The 17,958-nt window shown below is 63.7% G+C and carries 16 protein-coding genes; 9 read left to right on the top strand and 7 right to left on the bottom strand.

The genetic code is table 11. The features are described from left to right. Positions 1-11 precede the first annotated feature (11 nt). A complete protein-coding gene (locus G3N96_RS00155) occupies positions 12-1,211 on the bottom strand; it encodes a glycine C-acetyltransferase (RefSeq protein ID WP_206135802.1) in 1,200 nt (399 codons plus the stop codon). Between the two features lie 161 nt (positions 1,212-1,372). On the opposite strand from G3N96_RS00155, the gene G3N96_RS00150 reads away from it, so the two are divergent. From G3N96_RS00150 to G3N96_RS00140, 3 genes are all read left to right on the top strand, one after another. Next, positions 1,373-1,984, top strand: a complete 612-nt coding sequence (locus G3N96_RS00150) for an XRE family transcriptional regulator (RefSeq protein ID WP_206135801.1) — start codon at positions 1,373-1,375, stop codon at positions 1,982-1,984. 148 nt (positions 1,985-2,132) lie between these two features. Then, complete coding sequence (locus G3N96_RS00145) at positions 2,133-2,513, top strand: DUF2471 family protein (RefSeq protein ID WP_206135800.1); 381 nt, start codon at positions 2,133-2,135, stop codon at positions 2,511-2,513. A gap of 101 nt (positions 2,514-2,614) precedes the next feature. Further along, a complete protein-coding gene (locus G3N96_RS00140; protein WP_206135799.1) occupies positions 2,615-3,634 on the top strand; it encodes a tyrosine-type recombinase/integrase in 1,020 nt (339 codons plus the stop codon). A 136-nt stretch (positions 3,635-3,770) separates the two neighbouring features. Here G3N96_RS00140 and G3N96_RS00135 read toward each other — a convergent pair whose 3' ends face one another. Then, positions 3,771-4,952 carry a DNA-binding protein gene (locus G3N96_RS00135; protein WP_206135798.1) on the bottom strand — a complete coding sequence of 394 codons (1,182 nt, stop codon included), beginning with the start codon at positions 4,950-4,952 and terminating at the stop codon, positions 3,771-3,773. 1,821 nt (positions 4,953-6,773) lie between these two features. Here G3N96_RS00135 and G3N96_RS00130 point away from each other — a divergent pair. Next, a complete protein-coding gene (locus G3N96_RS00130) occupies positions 6,774-8,141 on the top strand; it encodes a replication initiation protein (RefSeq protein ID WP_011353619.1) in 1,368 nt (455 codons plus the stop codon). 91 nt (positions 8,142-8,232) lie between these two features. Here the strand turns inward: G3N96_RS00130 and G3N96_RS00125 are convergent, their stop codons facing one another. Further along, the gene (locus tag G3N96_RS00125) at positions 8,233-9,294 is read right to left on the bottom strand and encodes a ParB/RepB/Spo0J family partition protein (RefSeq protein WP_124585824.1); all 1,062 of its coding nucleotides are present in this window, start codon (positions 9,292-9,294) and stop codon (positions 8,233-8,235) included. 23 nt (positions 9,295-9,317) lie between these two features. After that, entirely contained in the window at positions 9,318-9,980 is a 663-nt protein-coding gene (gene parA, locus G3N96_RS00120; RefSeq protein WP_011353621.1) for a ParA family partition ATPase, read from the bottom strand. A 965-nt stretch (positions 9,981-10,945) separates the two neighbouring features. Between parA and arsC the strand changes: the two genes are divergently transcribed. Then, positions 10,946-11,302 carry an arsenate reductase (glutaredoxin) gene (arsC, locus tag G3N96_RS00115; RefSeq protein WP_206135797.1) on the top strand — a complete coding sequence of 119 codons (357 nt, stop codon included), beginning with the start codon at positions 10,946-10,948 and terminating at the stop codon, positions 11,300-11,302. Between the two features lie 218 nt (positions 11,303-11,520). Here arsC and G3N96_RS00110 read toward each other — a convergent pair whose 3' ends face one another. After that, the gene (locus G3N96_RS00110; protein ID WP_206135796.1) at positions 11,521-11,742 is read right to left on the bottom strand and encodes a zf-HC2 domain-containing protein; all 222 of its coding nucleotides are present in this window, start codon (positions 11,740-11,742) and stop codon (positions 11,521-11,523) included. Next, complete coding sequence (locus tag G3N96_RS00105; RefSeq protein WP_206135795.1) at positions 11,720-12,319, bottom strand: RNA polymerase factor sigma-70; 600 nt, start codon at positions 12,317-12,319, stop codon at positions 11,720-11,722. Before G3N96_RS00105 ends, G3N96_RS00110 begins: the two co-directional genes overlap by 23 nt. Positions 12,320-12,688: 369 nt before the next feature. Here G3N96_RS00105 and G3N96_RS00100 point away from each other — a divergent pair, with 369 nt between their 5' ends. Next, positions 12,689-13,243, top strand: a complete 555-nt coding sequence (locus tag G3N96_RS00100) for an NAD(P)H-dependent oxidoreductase (RefSeq protein WP_039344642.1) — start codon at positions 12,689-12,691, stop codon at positions 13,241-13,243. A gap of 52 nt (positions 13,244-13,295) precedes the next feature. Here the strand turns inward: G3N96_RS00100 and G3N96_RS00095 are convergent, their stop codons facing one another. Then, the gene (locus G3N96_RS00095) at positions 13,296-15,554 is read right to left on the bottom strand and encodes a hybrid sensor histidine kinase/response regulator (protein ID WP_124585814.1); all 2,259 of its coding nucleotides are present in this window, start codon (positions 15,552-15,554) and stop codon (positions 13,296-13,298) included. A 471-nt stretch (positions 15,555-16,025) separates the two neighbouring features. Here G3N96_RS00095 and G3N96_RS00090 point away from each other — a divergent pair, with 471 nt between their 5' ends. From G3N96_RS00090 to G3N96_RS00080, 3 genes are read left to right on the top strand one after another with little or no spacing between them, the layout of a single operon-like run. After that, entirely contained in the window at positions 16,026-16,394 is a 369-nt protein-coding gene (locus G3N96_RS00090; protein ID WP_039344648.1) for a response regulator, read from the top strand. Beyond that, a complete protein-coding gene (locus tag G3N96_RS00085) occupies positions 16,387-17,013 on the top strand; it encodes a chemotaxis protein CheC (RefSeq protein WP_039344650.1) in 627 nt (208 codons plus the stop codon). The genes G3N96_RS00090 and G3N96_RS00085 overlap by 8 nt, the downstream gene beginning before the upstream one ends. Continuing rightward, positions 17,010-17,948 carry a diguanylate cyclase gene (locus G3N96_RS00080; RefSeq protein ID WP_089443728.1) on the top strand — a complete coding sequence of 313 codons (939 nt, stop codon included), beginning with the start codon at positions 17,010-17,012 and terminating at the stop codon, positions 17,946-17,948. The genes G3N96_RS00085 and G3N96_RS00080 overlap by 4 nt, the downstream gene beginning before the upstream one ends. Positions 17,949-17,958 lie beyond the last annotated feature (10 nt).

The raw sequence follows: 17,958 nt of genomic DNA, 5'->3' as shown, positions 1-17,958 counted from the left end.
TCGCGCCTCCGTCAGATGATGCCGAGCGACTTGCCGACGCGCACGAACGCGGCGACCGTCCGGTCGATCTGCTCGGGCGTATGCGCGGCGCTCATCTGCGTGCGGATGCGCGCGCGGCCGCGCGGCACGACGGGGAACGAGAAGCCGATCACGTAGACACCTTCGTCGAGCAGCTTGTCGGCCATGTTCGTCGCGAGCTGCGCGTCGCCGAGCATCACCGGGATGATCGGATGCGCGCCGGGCACGAGCGTGAAGCCGGCTTCGGTCATCTGCTGGCGGAACCGCGCGCCGTTTTCGCGCACGCGCTCGCGCAGCCTCGCGCCTTCGTCGCTGCCGAGCAGCTCCAGCACCTTCAGCGATGCCGCGGCGATGCTCGGCGTGAGCGTGTTCGAGAACAGGTACGGGCGCGAACGCTGGCGCAGCAACTCGATGACCTCGCGACGCGCGGCGACATAGCCGCCCGATGCACCGCCGAGCGCCTTGCCGAGCGTGCCCGTGATGATGTCGACGCGGCCTTCGACGCCGCAGTGCTCGGGCGTGCCGCGGCCATGCGTGCCGATGAAGCCGACCGCGTGCGAATCGTCGACCATCACGATCGCGCCGTAGCGATCGGCGAGATCGCAGATGCCTTTGAGATCGGCGATGATGCCGTCCATCGAGAACACGCCGTCGGTCGCGATCAGCTTGTGGCGCGCGCCCGCCGCGTCGGCTTCCTTGAGCTTCGCCTCGAGGTCGGCCAGGTCGTTGTTCTTGTAGCGGAAACGCTTCGCCTTGCAGAGGCGGACGCCGTCGATGATGCTCGCGTGGTTCAGCTCGTCGCTGATCACCGCGTCGTTCTCGTCGAGCAGCGTCTCGAACAGCCCGCCGTTCGCGTCGAAGCAGCTCGAATAGAGGATGCTGTCCTCGGTGCCGAGAAACGCGGCCAGCGCGCTTTCCAGTTGCTTGTGCACGGTTTGCGTGCCGCAGATGAAGCGTACCGATGCCATGCCGAAGCCGTCCTGGTCGAGGCCGGCCTTCGCCGCGTCGATCAGGCGCGAATCGTTCGCCAGACCCAGATAGTTGTTCGCGCAGAAATTGAGCACGCCGGCACCTCCGGCGAGCCGCACGTCCGCCGCCTGCGGACTCGCGATCTCGCGCTCGGTCTTGTAAAAACCGTCCGCGCGGATCTGGTCCAGCGTCCCGCGCACCTGGGCGAGAAAGGCATCACGCATCGCAAAGCTCCTGACAGGGTTTCGCATTCCGCAACGCGCCACTCGTGGCGGCGGCGCAACGGCCTGCTACTGTTATAGTCGGTCGTTCGGTTGACCGCATTTATCCGATATTCCGAACTGAAATTCGAAATATCGAACAACTCTAAGCGAACGGAATCCAAATGGCAAGTTCCTCCGGTTCGCGGCGCACGCCCGCCAGCGCCGCACCGCAACAGCCGGCCGCAACGCCACCGCGTGTCGGCGAGCAGATCCAGCGGCTGCGCAACGAACGCAAGCTGACGCTCGACGACCTGTCGCGCGCGGCCGGCGTATCGAAATCGATGCTCTCCGAGATCGAACGCGACAAGGCCAACCCGACGATCGCCGTGGCGTGGCGGCTGACGAACGCGCTCGGCATCACGCTCGACGAGCTGTTCTCGCAGCCGAAGGCAGCCGAGACGATCCGTGTAGACGGCCCGCACGACATTCCGACGCTCGCCGGCCATGACGGCCGCTACCAGTTGCGCGTGTGGGGCCCGATCGACCTCGCCGGCAAGTTCGAGTGGTACGAGCTGACGCTGCCGGGCGGCGGCGCACTGGTATCGAACGCCCACGAACCCGGCACGCGCGAGCACCTCACCGTGCTGCAGGGCGCGATGGAAATCGAGGCCGCGGCAGCCAGCCGGCGACTGAAGGTGGGCGACACCGCGCGCTACCCTGCCGATGAGCCGCACGCCATCCGCAATCCCGGCAAGACCGAAGCGCGGGCATTGCTGATCGTGATCCATCGCTGACGGCGCGAATAGCCGGCCAAACGGCCAAAGGATCTGTTGCAGGCCAGTTGCGGAAAGCACTGTATGTTTGTACAGTATACGGACATTCCGCCATGCATGGGCCGGAGCCGGCGCACCGAGGCGCCAGCCCGGTCGACAGGAGCCTGCAATGACAGAAGAACAAGATTTGGCCGCGCTCAGCTTCAAGGCTGCCGCGCACGACCTCGAGCTGATCGTCCGGCATATCGCCGGGCGCTACATCCACCAGCGCGTCCCGCTGACGTGGCGGTTGCTGCACGCCATCGAGGCCGAGGCGCTTGCCGATCTCGGCTTTGCCAGCCGGCATGAAGCCGGCATGCGTCAATTGTTCGAGCGACAGTTGGACATGACGTTTCCCGAAACGGACGATCCGATCGACTTCGGGCGCTCGAATGCGCTGCCCGCCGTCTTTTCGTTCGCGGTTCTCGCCTATGAAGCAGCGTCAACCGCGTCGAACGACACGGCGCCGCACGCGCGCGTTCATCGCCCGGCCAAGGCGTGGGGCGACTGATTCCCAACCCGAGCCGCGCGTATGGCGGCCTTGTCCAGCCTCTTGCTGCCCGAGACGTTGCGGAAAGGGCTACCATATACGCAACTAACGGAATAAATCACATGTCTCTTCCCGCCTCTCCCGACACCCCGGCGCGCCCGGAAGAAACAGATCTGTTCGACCGCGGCGCATCCGACTGGATCGTCTCGCCAGAAACCGCATTCGATGCGTGGCTCGCGATGCAGGACTATCGCCGTTCGTCAGCCGACGTCTATCGTGCGCAATGGGGCGCGTTTCTCACGTGGATGCGCGCGCACCAGAAGAATCTGGCAACGGTCGATACCGCAACCATCGCGAATTTCGTCGGCGAACTGCCGATCCGGAAAACCCAGCGAATGCGCTATTTGCGACTGATCGAGCGCGTGCTCGACCACATCCGGCGCACCGAATACGCGTCGACCAACCCGGCCCGGTTCATTGCTCAGGATGGCGAAGCGAACTGGCGCAAGGCGCGCGACAACGAACCGACCGGTTTCCTCACGCCGGCCGAGCGCGCGACGTTGCTCGCGTACCTGTTCTCGCCGATCGGCGTATCCGGTTCCGCATACTGGAAAGAGCGGCGCGACCGCGCACTCGTTGCCGCCTTTCTCGGTGCCGGCATCAAAACCGGCGAAGCGCGTGCGCTTACGATTAGTTGCATCAATACAAGTGGAACGTCACTGCGGATCGAGTCGACGCATCCGGATTTCGCACGCGAAACCCACCTGGCATCGTTCGCGATCGCGTTGCTGGAAGCCTGGCTCACCGAGCGCAAGCGCCAGGACATTCCGGGGGAGCTCGTGTTCCCGGCATCCCATGCCGGGCGGCCGATGCACAAGGCGACGATGCTGCGCGCGATCGACGCGATCGTCGAATCCGCCGGGCTCACGTCGTCGCGCACCGCGCGCGCGAGCCCGCAAACGCTGCGCAATACCTATGCGGCTGAACTGTTCGAACACGACGTGCCGCCCGAACGGGTCGGTAAATGGCTGGGCTTCATGCGGCCGATCTCGTCGAACCGCCTGCATCGTGCATGGAAGAACTGGCGTGACGGTCTCGCCGACAGCAACGGTGACACGTCCGACAGCGACGAAACTCACTGATCACGAATGGGCTGCTCACGCGAAACGATCCGTGAGCAGCCTTGTGTGGCGTAGCCTCACCGTTTCACAGCTCCCGAAAAACCTCACCTCAAGCTCCCCGGATCGTCTCACCGGTGCCGCACGGCCTGTGCGGGCGTCACGTATGCGCGAATCGCGCGACCGCTTCGAATCGGGACGGCCATGCGCCCGAAGCATGCTCGCACTCGGGGCAGGCCACTTCGAAACCTTCTTCGCCGTGTGACAGCTCCGGCTCACCGTCGCAATGCGGACAATGAGCCGGCACCGGAACTTCCTGATCCAGCGAGGTGCCAATCGCGGCAAACGCCTCCGCATCCAGTTGCCCGGCATCGGCCAGGCGGCGGATCAGTGCGGCGATTTCTGGATTCATGCCGCGGCTCGCGCGCAACGAACTCACATCGCGCGTCGCACGTTCCAGTTCATCACCCTGGCTGCGCAACTGTTCTTCAAGCCGGTCGGCACGTGCCTTGGCCGAACTCAGTTGCTGCAGGAAATCGAATTCCTTGCGTTGAACGTCGCGCAAACCGCTCTGGTAGGTCGACGCCATGCTGCGCAACGAGTCCAGCTCGACCAGCATCGGCTTCACACGGCGTTCGGCTTCAGCCACGGCGTCCTTGATTTGCTGCGCGTAGTGCTCGGTGCGCTGCTGCAGTTCGGCCTGCAGCGCATCGATGCGGTCGCGCAGCGCCGCATTTTGCGTCTGCTCGGCTTCGACGCGGCCGGCGGCCGCCGCCAGTTCCTTCTCCAGTCGGGCGACTGTGGTGAGCAACGTCGCTTCACTGGCCGAACCATGCGTCGTTTGCGACGCGAGCTGGACCTCGAGTTCGGTCACGCGTGCCTGCAACTGCTCGTTTTTCGCTTCGCCACGCGCGAGCGCGGCTTCGAGCGTCTCCTGGCGGACGGTTGCGTCTCGCAACCGCTGTTCGGCGTCGGCAATGCCGGCGCGAACCTGGTCGCGATCTGCATCGAGACTGTCTCGCGCGGCTTTCAACGCTTCTTCATAGAGTGCGCCGAGCAACGCACCCGCCTTTTCCTCGACGGCTTTGGGAATTGCGGCACCGTCGAGCCTGATTTTGGAGGCGGAACGGATGCGCTCCCAGAAATGGTCGATGTCTTTCGGGATATCGCTGGCGCTGCCGGTCTGGGTGAGATCGCGGACATTGGCAGCCGACGGCCTGATGCCGAGATCGAAGAACAACCGCTTGCAGGCGTGCAGCGACAGTTCCTGCCGTCGTGCACCGTTCGCACGCAGCAATTCCAGTTCGTCCCGAATGGCTTGGCGTATTTCGTCCAGGGTCATCGCTGTGCTCACAGACATTGAAATGTGGCAATCATAACGAAATACGTATCTATCGATACTTGTTTCGGCTTGCCGTTGTGAATTTACGTCGTTTTGCACAGAAATCGGGTCTGTGAGCCAATCCGGTCGACTGTAGTCCAGGATTCCGTGAAACAAAGCGAAGAAAGTCAGCCAAGTCCTTGTCGTGCAAGCATTTTCCTGCAGACCTCGAATTTCGGCATTTGTTTCACATGACGGCGGATCCGATTGCCTGTCGGTGTTCAGGGGGTGGGGGGTCTGTGGAAAACTCGTCAGCCGATGTCTTGAGAGTATTAGAAGTAAACACCCTTGAACCCTTAGTTAAAAACGTTAACGCCGCGGCACAGCCTTACGCTGCAAGGCTTTCCGGCCGACAAGGTGAAGTTTTACGGGAGCCAAGGTGATCTTCTGCGGGAGCTGACGTGATGGGGTTCAGGGAGCTGCGTGAGCCGTTGCGGGAAAGGTCGTGAGCGGATTCGGGATCACAGTGAAACACGAGATTTACCAAAGGTGAGGCTTTTCGGGGCCTCACAGCCACGGAACCCGCTCAGTGCCTGACCGCACAGTTTTCTGCCTGTGCAGACATAGGTGAGAATCTGCGGGACCTTCTTCGCGCCCCGATTCTGCCCATCTTTTAGGCAGTTTTTCCGAAAGGTGAGGTTTCACGGGACTCCACGCGCGTTTGGTGTGAGGATTTCCGGGAAACGAACGCCATTTTGCACAGCAAAAGCGCCCTTGGGGACCTGTGAAGCCCTAAAGGTGAGGCTTTTCGGGAGGGAAATCCGGGTTTTCCTGCCTGTATCCGCTTAAGGTGAGGTTTTTCGGGGCCCCGATCACAGGCTGTGATGCCGGCCACAGGTGAGACTTTTCGGGAATGGAATTTGCCCAGGAAATGGGCAAAGGTGAGGCTTTTCGGGAGCTGTGAACGGCTGAATTCGTTGAAAAGCCCGCCAGGACTGGAGGAAACCTCGTTTTTGCTGTGCCTCTTTTTGGCACAGGTGAGATTTTTCGGGGCCCGACATGAGGTTGTCGTATGAAGGATTTCCGTCGAAAGGTGAGGTTTTTCGGGGGATCTCGGCGACGCACAGCTAAATGCCTTCTGTGCATAAGTATCGGAAGGCATTGGGATTTTTGATACCGAGGCGGTTACGGTGAGGTTTTTCGGGAGTCGATTCCCTGCCCGGAGTGGCACAGCGATTTTTGGCTAAGGTGAGCATATTCGGGAGGCCTTGGTAGTGAATCCCCCGCGTGTCGGGCATTCGCCGATACCCGGACGAACGAAGTCACTGTGCTCGAGGTGAGTATTTTCGGGACCCGATACGGTTTGTGCGCTGTACAATGCGCGCCCGGGCCGGCAAAGCACGCCTGATCGGGTCGCGCGGGCCTGTTTCGCGGGCGTCTTTCGGGATGTCGGATCCGATTCCGAGTTCCCGGCAAGTCACGCCTGTACATGCATACAGGCTGATGGAGCGCGATCGGGAGGCGTGCCGACGTGGGATCGCAACGCTGTGCCGAACGCACAGCTGCGCAGTCGTAAATTTGCGACAAATCGAAAGGTGAGCCGATACGGGAGCTCATTCCGCACGTGTCGTGCACAGGGGAAATTCTGTGAATCGGCGCATCCCGCGGCAGGTCTGGACGAGTCCGGAACGCTGCAAATCCGGAGCGGTGAGGGTTTTCGGGAGCGTCTGGGGTGAGTGCCGTTTTGCACGCGCACTTCACCCGCTATGGTGAGCATGTCGTTCTGGACGCACTTCACCGCAGGCGCTATCCTTCCGGAAAACTTCTCCTCCGACCCGACGTATGGCCACGACGAAGCGCGCCAAGAAAACCGATGTGGATGTGGTGAGTGCCAGTTCAGCCGAATTGCGGAAGGCCGTCGAGGCGATCGCAATTCAGCCGAAGAGCGGCAAGATCACGCTCCTCACTCGCAAGCTGTTCAATGTCCTGCTGGCCGTGGCGCAGCAGGCCGACGACTCGGGCGATACGTATCGCGCGCTGCTGTCGGACATCGTTGCCAACTCCGCTTTCGATTCGAACGACACCGCGCTGGTGAAGGAACATCTGCGCCGCATGGTGTCGGTGCAGGTCGAATGGAGCACGGGGACGTCGAGCCAGAAGCCGGGCCGCAAGTGGGGGATCTCGACGCTGATTGCCGACGCGGAAATTCTCGAGGATCCGGCGACCCGCCGCGTGTGGGTCGAATTCTCGTTCGCGCCGAAGATCAAGAAGAAACTGCTCGACCCGGTCCAGTACGCACGCCTGAGCCTGCAGTTCCAGAGCCAGCTGCGCAGCAGCGCCGGTCTCGCGCTGTACGAAATCTGCGTGCGCTACCTGACGAATCCGAGCCACCTGACGATGCGCGAGCCTTGGGAATGGTGGCGGCCGATCCTGTCGGGCACGCCCGACACGGAAGCCGGCGACGAGGCGAAGCGCGAGTACAAATACTTCAAGCGCGACTATCTGCGTCCCGCGATCGCGGAAGTCAACGCGGTCACCAACATCTTCGTCGAGCTGATCGAGCATCGTGAAGGGCGCCGGGTCGCGGAGATCCAGTTCCGCGTGACCGAACGCAAGCAGCCGATGCTCGCGCTCGATGAACACCCGAACGTGTTCGACAGCACACTGGTCGACCGGATGGTGAAGCTCGGGATCCCGTTGAAGGAAGCGCAGACGCTCTACGCGGATAGCGAGGAGAACCGCATTCGTGCCGCACTGCAGATGACCGAGCAGCGGATGCGCAGCACCACGCTGCCGCCGGTGCGCAGCGCGCCGGCGTTGTTCAAGGATGCGCTGAAGAAGGGGTATGCGCCGCCGGTCGAGTCGGTCGACGCGCTGCCTGCCGGCACGCCGTCCCCGAAGATTGCAGCGGCCCAGCCGGACGATCTGAAGGCACGCCTGCTGAGCGAGTTCGCGGCATTCCGCCGCAAGGAAGCGAAGGTGCTGTACGAAGAGCAGGGCGACGCGGAGCGCGAAGTGGCGCGCGAGTCGTTCGAATCGGAGGCGCTGCCGACGATGGGTACGCATTTGCGCGATGACTGGCGCAAGCGCGGCCTCGATTCCAAGCTGGCCGAGACGGCCTTTTTCGACTGGCTGGCCCAGAGGACCTGGGGCGAGCCGACGGACGGCGATCTGCTGTCGTTCACGCTGAATCAGTCGCGGGCCGCCTGAGGCCCGCTCAGGCCCGCTGACGGGCCGCCGCCGGCCGCCGCCCTCGATTGGCGGGCCCGGCGTCCTCACCAGGCCCTGCCGGCCGTTTCCATCACTCCGACAACAGCATCCGCTCGAGCTGCTCGAGGATCGCGTCGCGCTTGTCCTTCGGGAGACCGCGCAGGCGCAATTCGATGCGATCTTCACCATACGATTTCAGGTCGCCGACCGACTTGCCGCCGAGCTTGATCTCGAGACGCTGCGCATAGCGCTGACGGCCTGCGGCCTTCGGCGTTTCCTGCGCCGCGACGCGGCCCTTGACGATGTCCGACACCTGGCGCGTGCTGAGATCGTCGGACACGATCTTGTTGATCAACCGCAGCGTCGCCTCGGTGCCGCGCGCATTGTGATAGCGGCCGACCTGATACGCCATGTTCGAACCGAAGCGATCGGGGCGTGCGACCATTTCCTGCATGATCGCTTCCGGCAGCTTGCCGATCGACAGCGCGACGGCCACCGTCGATTCGTCGAGGCCGAGGTGCTCGGAGAGCTCCTTCTGGCTCTGGAAATGCTTGTCGTCGAGGAAGCGGCGCCACACGACAGCGTTGTCGAACACCGTTTGTGAGTCGCGCTGGACGTTGAGATCGTAGCCGAGCTTGTAGCTCTGGATGCCGATCGGCACGTCGATCACGATCGCCTTGACCGATTCCTTGTTCGCTTCCTTCAGTGCCCGCACGCGGCGGCCGCCGTCGCTGACGAAATACGTGCCCGGGTTCTCGTAGTCCGGAATCACGTGGATCGCCTGCTGCTGCCCTTGCTTGGCGAGGTTGACGGCGAGTTCGGCAATCGACGACTTCAGATAGAAGTGCCGCGGATTGAACGGGCTATGCTTGATCGCCTTCAGCGGCAGCTCGATCACCTGCCCCGGCGCATAGCGATTCTCGAGACGCCACGCGCGATATTGCGCCGATTCATCGATCGACGGGTCGAGCGTGAGTTCGGGAGCGGGCGACGGCGCGATGTCTTTCTTCGCGGATTTGGTCGGTGCCTGAGTGGGCGTCTCGGACTTGACGATGCCGTCGATCGCATTGAGTCGGTCGAGCGCCGTGCGCTTCTCGCTCGTCGTGATATCCGGGCGCGCTTGGAATCCTTTGGCAAATTGGGAGGGTTTCATGTGACTCCTTTGTGCGCATAAAGTCAGGGCAGCATGGCGACGATTTCGTCGGCGCATGCGCGAATTTCTGCGGCGGCCAGCTTGCCGCCACGATCGTTCATCTGCAGTACGGTCTGACCGAGCGCCATCGCCTGCTTGTACGCCTCCCGGGTCGGGATCTGCGTTTTCAGCAACGGGAAGCCGAGTTCCTCGAGCGCACGCTTGAGCTCGCGGGTCAGCATGCGCTTCTCTTCGGTCTTGTTCAGCAGGAAGACGGCGCGGAGGTCTTCGTTCATGACCTGCGCTTGCTGGATCAGTTTGACCAGCCCGACGCTCGACCAGTAATCGGCCGGCGACGACGACGTCGGGATCACGGCAATCGATGCAGCCAACAGGACCACGCCCGATACCTTTTCGGTGATCGACGGCGGGCAGTCCACGACGATGATGTCGTAGTCGTTGATGAACTTCTTGATCTCGCGATGGATCTGGCCATCGGCTTCGGCCAGATTGACGACGGGAAACGGAATGCCGGTGTCGCTGTCGCCGGATGCGCTCGACCAGTGAACCAGCGTGTTTTGACGGTCGGCGTCGATGACGAGGACGCGCTTCCCTTTTTCATGGAACGCGGCACCGAGGTGCATGGCAATCGTGCTTTTGCCGACGCCACCTTTTTGTTGAGTGACTGCAATGATTTCCGCGGCCAATTTTCACTCCTATTTTGGTCGTTGGAATTCTACAGGACGATATTTGGATTTCAATGAAATTGTCGTTCAACAACTACGCATTGGCCATTTGGGCTATCGGTTTATGCGCATAAACGAAGCGACGATGGCAGATGACTCGATCGGATGGTGTAGCGGATGCCTGAGAAGTCGGTGAGCGACTCGGTGGCATTGCGTGCGATGACGTCGGTGTGAGTCGCGAGTTGCCGCGCGTGTCGCATGCACTGCCCTATCGTTCGATGGGGTAGTCTCGGCTGAGAGCCGGAGAGTTTGTGCGCATAAACTCTCCGCGGAAAGCCTGACGCGCGATCGCGCCGGGAGGGCAGGTGCTTCTGACCGTAGGTTGTGAGTGGCGCACCCTCGCTGGGTATGCCGCATCGAGGTATGCCATTTGACCTGCGTGCGTTGACCCAACGCGCTATCCAGGCGCCACGTTTATGCGCATAAACCGCGAGCGATAGACGGCGAGTAATGAAGGTTCCCTCTCGGCCGCGCCTGAATCCAGTGCCGGGCGGCCAACCTGCGAGGCTGCGTACCGACGCTGCAATCCCACCGAAGCGCCGAAGCGTCTGTATTCACCGCGCCGCGAATCGCAAGATCCTCTTGCCCCGGCAGTCGCCCGCTTTATGCGCATAAACCAACCGGCCTGCAGCGCCATCGGCTATACCCTTTGCAGACCCGAACCCCACCAATTGGCCAGGCGCGCGGACCTTTAATCACCATCCCGCGATAGAGTCCCGCGCGCCTTTATGCGCATAAACCTACCAATTCATCGAAGCGCGTCCCGACCAGCACTCCCCTTTCGCGATTCATCGCACCGCGTCATCCGTCGGCCTCTACGAAGCAGCGAAATCCGCGCCCGATCTCCCGATTACTCGTCGCCTGCCCCACCAAGCCCACAATACAGACTGGCTACAATACAGGGCTCTACCCTCCAGGCCTGAAAGATGATCACGATCTACCACAACCCCCGATGCTCGAAGTCGCGCGAGACGCTTGCGTTGGTCGAGTCGCTGAATACCACCGGTGCGCCGTTGAATGTCGTCGAGTACCTGAAGACGCCGCTGACGGTCGAGGAACTGGAAGCGCTGCATCGGCAGCTTGGCCGCCCGGTTCGCGACATGCTTCGCGACGGTGAGGAGCCGTACAAGGCGCTGAATCTGGCCCGCGCCGACCTGACCGATGCGGAAGCCTATGCGGCGATTGCCGCTCATCCGATTCTGCTGCAGCGCCCCATCGTCGCTTACCGCGGCAAGGCCGCCATCGGCCGGCCGCCCGAATCGGTGCAGGCGCTGTTCGAATAATTCTTGTGCGCCGTATTTTTTTGATTGCGTCAGCCCAGCGCAAGCATCAGCACGAGCATCAGCACGCGCATCGGCACGCGCATCGGCACGCGCATCGGCACGCGCATCGGCACGCGCATCGGCACGCGCATCGGCACGAGCATCGGCAATTGAAGCCAGCTCGATCACCGGGCAGCCCGCCACCAAGGCCCTGACGATCGCCGTCGAGCGATCCGGGCTTAGCCTTCCCCGGACGACGCACCGTCATCATCCGGGGAAGGCCCCCGCCCCGCCGCCGCTTTCGCGGCGGTCCGCAGCAGCGCGATCTGCCCGCGGTAGGCTCTGCAGCCACTGCAGGTCGGCAGGTGGACGCGCACCTGCAGGCGCTCATGCAGGGTCAGATGCCGGTCGAGCGCATCCGACAGCAGTCGCGTCACGTCAGTACATTTCCCCGGCAGCATCTTCGGTCGTCAATCCTTGTTCGCTCAAGCAGGTTCGCAGGCGCGTGCGCGCCCGGTAAAGCAGCACGCTGCAATGATTCGTCGTCAGCGTCAATTCGCTGCAGATGTCCGTCATTTCGAAGTCGAGGAATTCGCGCATCATGAACACGCGCCCGATCTGCTCCGGCAGGTGATCGAGGCAGGCCTCGAACAGCGTCCAGAACTGCTGCTGCTGCAACAGCGTTTCGGGACGTGGCCACGGTCGCGGCTTCGCATGCGCGGCCCAGTGCCCGTTTTCCTTGAACAACTCGCGATCGAGCACCGATTCGCCGTCGAGCTCCGCATCGAGCGCGGACAGGCTCACGGTCCGCTGCCGCACGCGCAGCACGTCGATCAGCTTGTTGCGCAGGATGCCGAACACCCAGGTCTTGTGCGCCGACAGCCCAGCGAAATCGCCCGCATGCGACCACGCGGCGGCGAGCGCTTCCTGCACGGCGTCTTCGGCCGCATCGGCATCACGGAGCTGGAGCCGCGCGAAGCGCAGCAGGTCGCGCCGCAGTTGCGCGAGATAAACGGGATCGTCGTAGGCGGACGGCATGGATGGGTTGCAAGTGTCTCGAAGCGATCGCGCATGCGCCCCTGGGGCAGGCGCATCGCAGTGCGAGCAGCTTACTGGGCGCGGTGCCGGCCTGCAATGCATGTTCCGTCACGAATTCACGAAACCGCCCGGCGCGCTGCGCTATGCTTGCCGAACCCTGTGTCGCGTGTCGGCAACGACTCGCAGTAGGCAATCCGTAATGTCAGAACATAACGGCCGAGTTATCCACAATTTCTGTGGAAAACCTTGTGGAAAGTCGGCCGGCCGGCCCCGTGGGACGGTTCGCGGGCTGGCTTGCCTATAAACAGACCTTTGTCGCTCGTTCGGAAGCAATCGATCCGATTCCTCACTCACCGGAAGGAGAATGTCATGTCCTATCGCATCGCTGTGGTCGTCGGCAGCCTGCGTCGCGCTTCGTCGAACCGCGCGCTCGCACACGCCGTGATCTCGCTCGCCCCCGCCGATTTCTCGTTCGAGTTCGTCGAGATCGGCGAGCTGCCGCTGTACAGCCAGGACTACGACGCGGATTTCCCGGAAGTCGCGAAGCGCTTCAAGCAGTCGATCGAGGCCGCCGACGCGCTGCTGTTCTTCACGCCCGAATACAACCGCTCGATTCCGGGCGTGCTGAAGAACGCGCTGGACTGGGGCTCGCGCCCGTGGGGTTCCAACTCGTGGTCGGGCAAGCCGGGTGCCGTGCTCGGCACGTCGCCGGGTGCGACGGGCACCGCGCTCGCGCAGCAGCACCTGCGCAACGTGCTCGCGTATCTCGACGTGAAGACGCTCGGGCAGCCCGAGATGTTCATCAAGCACGATCCGGCACGCATCGACGACCAGGGCCAGATCGTCAGCGAAGACACCCGCAAGTTCCTGCAGGGCTTCGTCGATCGCTACACGGGCTGGGTGCGCTTGCTGAAGTCGGCCTGATCGCCCCACCCGATCACGCCGCCGGCACCGGCGCTGGCCCGCACGCAGCGGGTCACGTGCCGGTGTGCCGCGCGTGTCGCGCATCGCGCGCTTCACGGATGCCCAGCAGGATCTCGTCGAGCAGCGCGATGTCGAACGGCTTCGACAGCACGCGGACATTGACGGTGCGCGTGCGGTCGAGCTCCTCCGCGTAACCCGTGACGAGTATCACGGGCAGTTTCTCCGGCCGCTGTTCGACCGCTTCGGCGAGGTCGATGCCGTTCAGGCGGCCCGGCATGTGGATATCCGAAATCACGAGATCGAACGCGTCGTTCGCGGCTGCGCCTTCGATCAGGCGCAACGCGTCGTCGGCGGTGGGCGCGTAGGTCACGCGGTGCCCGAGCAGCGACAGCAGCGCTTCGGTGCCGGCCGCGACTTCGCTGTTGTCCTCGACGAGCAGCACGTGCAGCCCGGCGAGGGCCCCTGCCCCCGTATCGTGCACGACCGCCGGCGGCCGCGCGACGACATCCTCGACGCGTGCGCGCGGCAGGTAGAGGCGCACCGACGTGCCGGCGCCGACCGCGCTGTCGATCGTCGCGAGGCCGCCCGAGCGTTCGCAGAACGCGAACACCTGCGGCAGGCCGAGCCCCGTCCCCATCCCCTGCGCCTTCGTCGTGAACAGCGGCTCGAACGCGCGCGCGAGCACGTCGGGCGCCATGCCCGAACCCGTATCGTCGAGCGAGATCTGCACGAAATCGCCGGTCAGCGGAAAACCGTCCTCGCGACGCAGCGTCACGTTGCGCGCGCCGACCGTGAAGCGGCCGCCGGTCGTCATCGCGTCGCGCGCGTTGACCGCGAGATTGATCACCGCGAGCTCGAGCTCCGCGACGTCGACGCGGATCGGCCAGACACCGGGCTCGATCGCGACGACCAGCGACGATTTCGAACCGAGCGATGTCTTCAGCAGTTCGCGGCACGTGCCGAGCCATTGCCCGACGTCGATCGTTTCGTTGTGCAGCGGCTGCTTGCGCGCGACACCGAGGAGCTGGCGCGTGAGCGACTGCCCGTTCTTCAGCGCGCGTTCGATCGCGCCGAGTTCCTTGTCGAGATGCTGGACCCCGCGCCGCCGCGCGATCTGCACGTTGCTCGAGATGATCATCAGCAGGTTGTTGAAGTCGTGCGCGACGCTGCCGACGAGATTGCCGAGCGCCTGCATCTTGCGCGACTGCCGGTACGCCGATTCGATCGAGCGCCGCATCGACGCTTCGGCCTGCCAGCGGTCCCACGACTCCTCTTCCGCCTTCAGCCGCTTGAGCGACAGCCAGATCACGGACCACAGCGCGACCGACGGCGCGAACATCGAGATGAACAGCACGCTCAGGTGTTCGTACCATTCATGCCAGATCGCCGACGTGCGGTACGCGCACGTCACATAGACGGGATAGCTGCCGACCTGGCGATACGCGACGATTTCGCTGCTCGCGCCGTCGTGGCGCACGCGCACGACGCCGGCGCGCGGATCGTTGCGCGCGTCGCCGAACGTGACCGCGCGATCGGTGTGCGCGAGTGCCGGCGGCGGCGGATATGACGCGATCACCGCGCCGTCCGAGCGCGCGAGCGCCATCGTCATCGGCGTGCTCACTCCGCCGAGCAGGTCGCGGTAGAACGCGTTGAAATACGACGACTTCAGCGCGATCGACACCATCCCGGCGAACGAGCCGTCGCTATGGCGCCGCGCGACGCCCGTGTTGAACACGGGAATGTTCTCGAGCTTGAGCGGCCCCATCATCAGCCGCGAGATGTGTTCGATGACCTTGCCGTCGCGGATGCCGGCGAAGTCGTCGCGGTTCGCGATCGACGCATAGGGCGCCGGATAGTAGAGGCTGTTCGCGAGCAACATTCCGCTCGCGCCGAAGATCGACACGGCGGCCACCTGCGGATAGCCGCCGCCGATCGTGTTCAGCGCTTCGTGGATGTCGGACTCCCGGTTGCGCACGGTCGCGTCGTCCATGTCCTGCACGAGATCGACGATGCGCGCATCGAGCGTCTCGCTCAGGTCGAACACCTTGAGCGCGTGCTCCTCGGCCACCCGCACCGTGCGCATCGTCACGTCGCTCGCGGCGGCCTCGCGCGTCTTCAGGTCGTTGTACGCCATCACCACGACGTAGATGCACGGCAGCACGATCGCCGCGACGAGCAGCACGATCAGCGTCATGCGACGCACCGCGAAATCGTGCTCGGGCGCACCGGCCGCATAGTCGCCGTCGTCCTGCCAGTCGTCGGCGGGCGGGGAGGCGGGAGCGTGGGAATCGGCGGGCCGGTCGGACATCATCGAGGAAGCGGGTGAGGCGGAGGTGCCTGCCATCATAAACGAGTTGCGGCGACCCGCCGCACGGCCCCGGACGCCAGCCATCCTGTCGATTTCGACAGGGGGAAATTGTCAGATTGAAAACGCGACGAATCCGGCAGCGCAAACGTACACAAGGAAAAATTTTGCGTACTTATCTCGAAAATGGTCGTGGCTGTTTTCGGAATGGCGCGTGTTTGGACCAATTCTGTTCGAAATGCTGAAAATGGCGAGTTGCATCGCCTCCGGTTTACTCAGAGAATCGCGCCTTGCTTTCCCTATGACAGATATATGCGCCCGCCGGTGTTCGCCGCGCGGTGCGTCGCGCGCACCCCGCGTCGCGGCGCCCGCGCGCGGCCGCCAGACGGTTGCCCGCACCCGAACGCATGGCGCCTAAAGAAGTGCGCCGCGCGGTCGTTAACGCGAGAGAGACCATTCCGTATACCGCATCGCCCCATGCCTTTGCCGATTGTAATTGCCGACGATTCGCTGCTCGCTCGCAAACTTCTGACAAAGGCGCTGCCGGGAGGCTGGGACGTCGAAGTCGCGTATGCCGCGAATGGTCGAGAGGCCTTGGCGCTCTATCGTGACGGCAAAGCTTCCGTAATGTTTCTGGACCTGACGATGCCCGACATGAGCGGATATCAGGTCCTGGAGACACTGCGCCACGAAGATCTGAACACGTTCGTGATCGTGGTATCCGCCGATATTCAGCCGCAGGCGCAAGCTCGCGTGCGCGAATTGGGCGCGATCGCATTCGTAGCCAAGCCCGTGACGTCGGAGGCATTGCTGCCCATTCTCAAGGAGTATGGGTTGTATGCCTGACTCGGTGTTCACGGCGGAGCAACGCGACGCGTTGCAGGAGATCGCCAACCTCGCAATGGGCCGCGCCGCCGCGCGGCTCGCGTTGTTGCTCGGGCACTTCATCGAGCTGTCGGTGCCGCGCGTGCGGGTCGTGAAAGCGACCGACGCGGGCGACGCGCTGCGCGAGATGACGGGTATTCACGACAACGTGACCGCCGTGCGCCAGGGTTTTCGTTCCGACATCAAGGGCGAAGCGATCGTGTTGTGCCGCACCGCGAGCATCGCGCGGCTCATGTCGGTCGTCGACCGCACGTTCGGCGATGGCGTGTACGGCGGGATGGCGACCCCCGACGAAGTCGTGTTCGACGTCGCGAACGTGCTGATGGGCGCGTGCGTCGCGTCGATCCTCGACGAGCTCGGCCGCAAGCCGGTGTTCTTTCCGCCGGGGCTGCTCGGCGCGAACGTGTCGTTCGACGACGTATTCCAGCCGACCGAGCTGGCCTGGAGCGTGGCACTGCTGCTGGAAGTGAACTTCGGGCTCGAGGACCACGCGTTCCGCGCCCACTTCGTGATGCTGATGGCCGAGGATTCGATCCGGCTGATGGGCGACGCGCTCGACGCGTTGCTGTCCGCGCTATGACGGCCGCCACCTCGTCGCTGAGCGACCTCGTGATCGAGCGGGTGGGCTTCGGCCTGTTCGTGCTCGACCGCGCGATGACCGTGCTGATGTGGAATCGCTTCATGCAGGATCACAGCGGCATCCCCGCCGCGGACGTGATCGGCCGCAACCTGTTCGACTGTTTTCCCGACCTGCCGCGCGCGTGGCTGTCGCGCAAGCTCGAGAGCGTGTTCCAGCTCGGCAGCTTCGCGTTCAGCTCGTGGGAGCAGCGGCCCTACCTGTTCCGCTTCGAGCACGACCGGCCGATCACGGGCGGCGTCGACTACATGCAGCAGGACTGCACGTTCATGCCGCTCACGCGCGGCCGCGACGTCGAAGCCGTGTGCGTGACGATCTCGGACGTCACGCATGTGAGCGTGATGCAGCGCGAGCGCGAGGAAGCGGTCGCGAAGCTGCGCGAGCATGCGAATCGCGACGGCCTGACCGGCATCGCGAACCGGCGCTTCTTCGAGGCGCGGCTCAGCGACGAATTCGCGCGCTGGCAGCGCTATGGCGGCGACCTGTCGGTGCTGCTGTTCGATCTCGACCACTTCAAGACGATCAACGACCGCTTCGGGCATGCGGCCGGCGATGCCGTGCTGCGCGAGACCGCGCGTCGCGTCGCGTCGATCGTGCGCGCGCAGGATACGTTCGGCCGCTTCGGCGGCGAGGAATTCGCGCTGCTGCTGCCGTGCACGAATCTCGACGAGGCGATGCTCGTGGCCGACAAGGTGCGCGATGCGATCGGCAGCGTGCCGGTCGATGCCGAGGGGGTCAGCGTGCCGGTGACGGCGAGCGTCGGCGGCGCGTGTGCGAAGGCGGGCGCGCCGACCAGCGATGTGCTCGTCAACGAGGCCGACGCCGCGCTCTATCGCGCGAAGCGGCTCGGGCGCGACCGGTCGGTCGCGTATGCATAGGTAGCGCATC

Origin of the sequence: Burkholderia sp. Se-20373, assembly GCF_017104705.1 — a bacterium.
GTDB lineage: Bacteria > Pseudomonadota > Gammaproteobacteria > Burkholderiales > Burkholderiaceae > Burkholderia.
The sequence above is the reverse complement of the archived record's forward strand: the minus strand, read 5'-3'. Positions and strand labels throughout refer to the sequence as shown.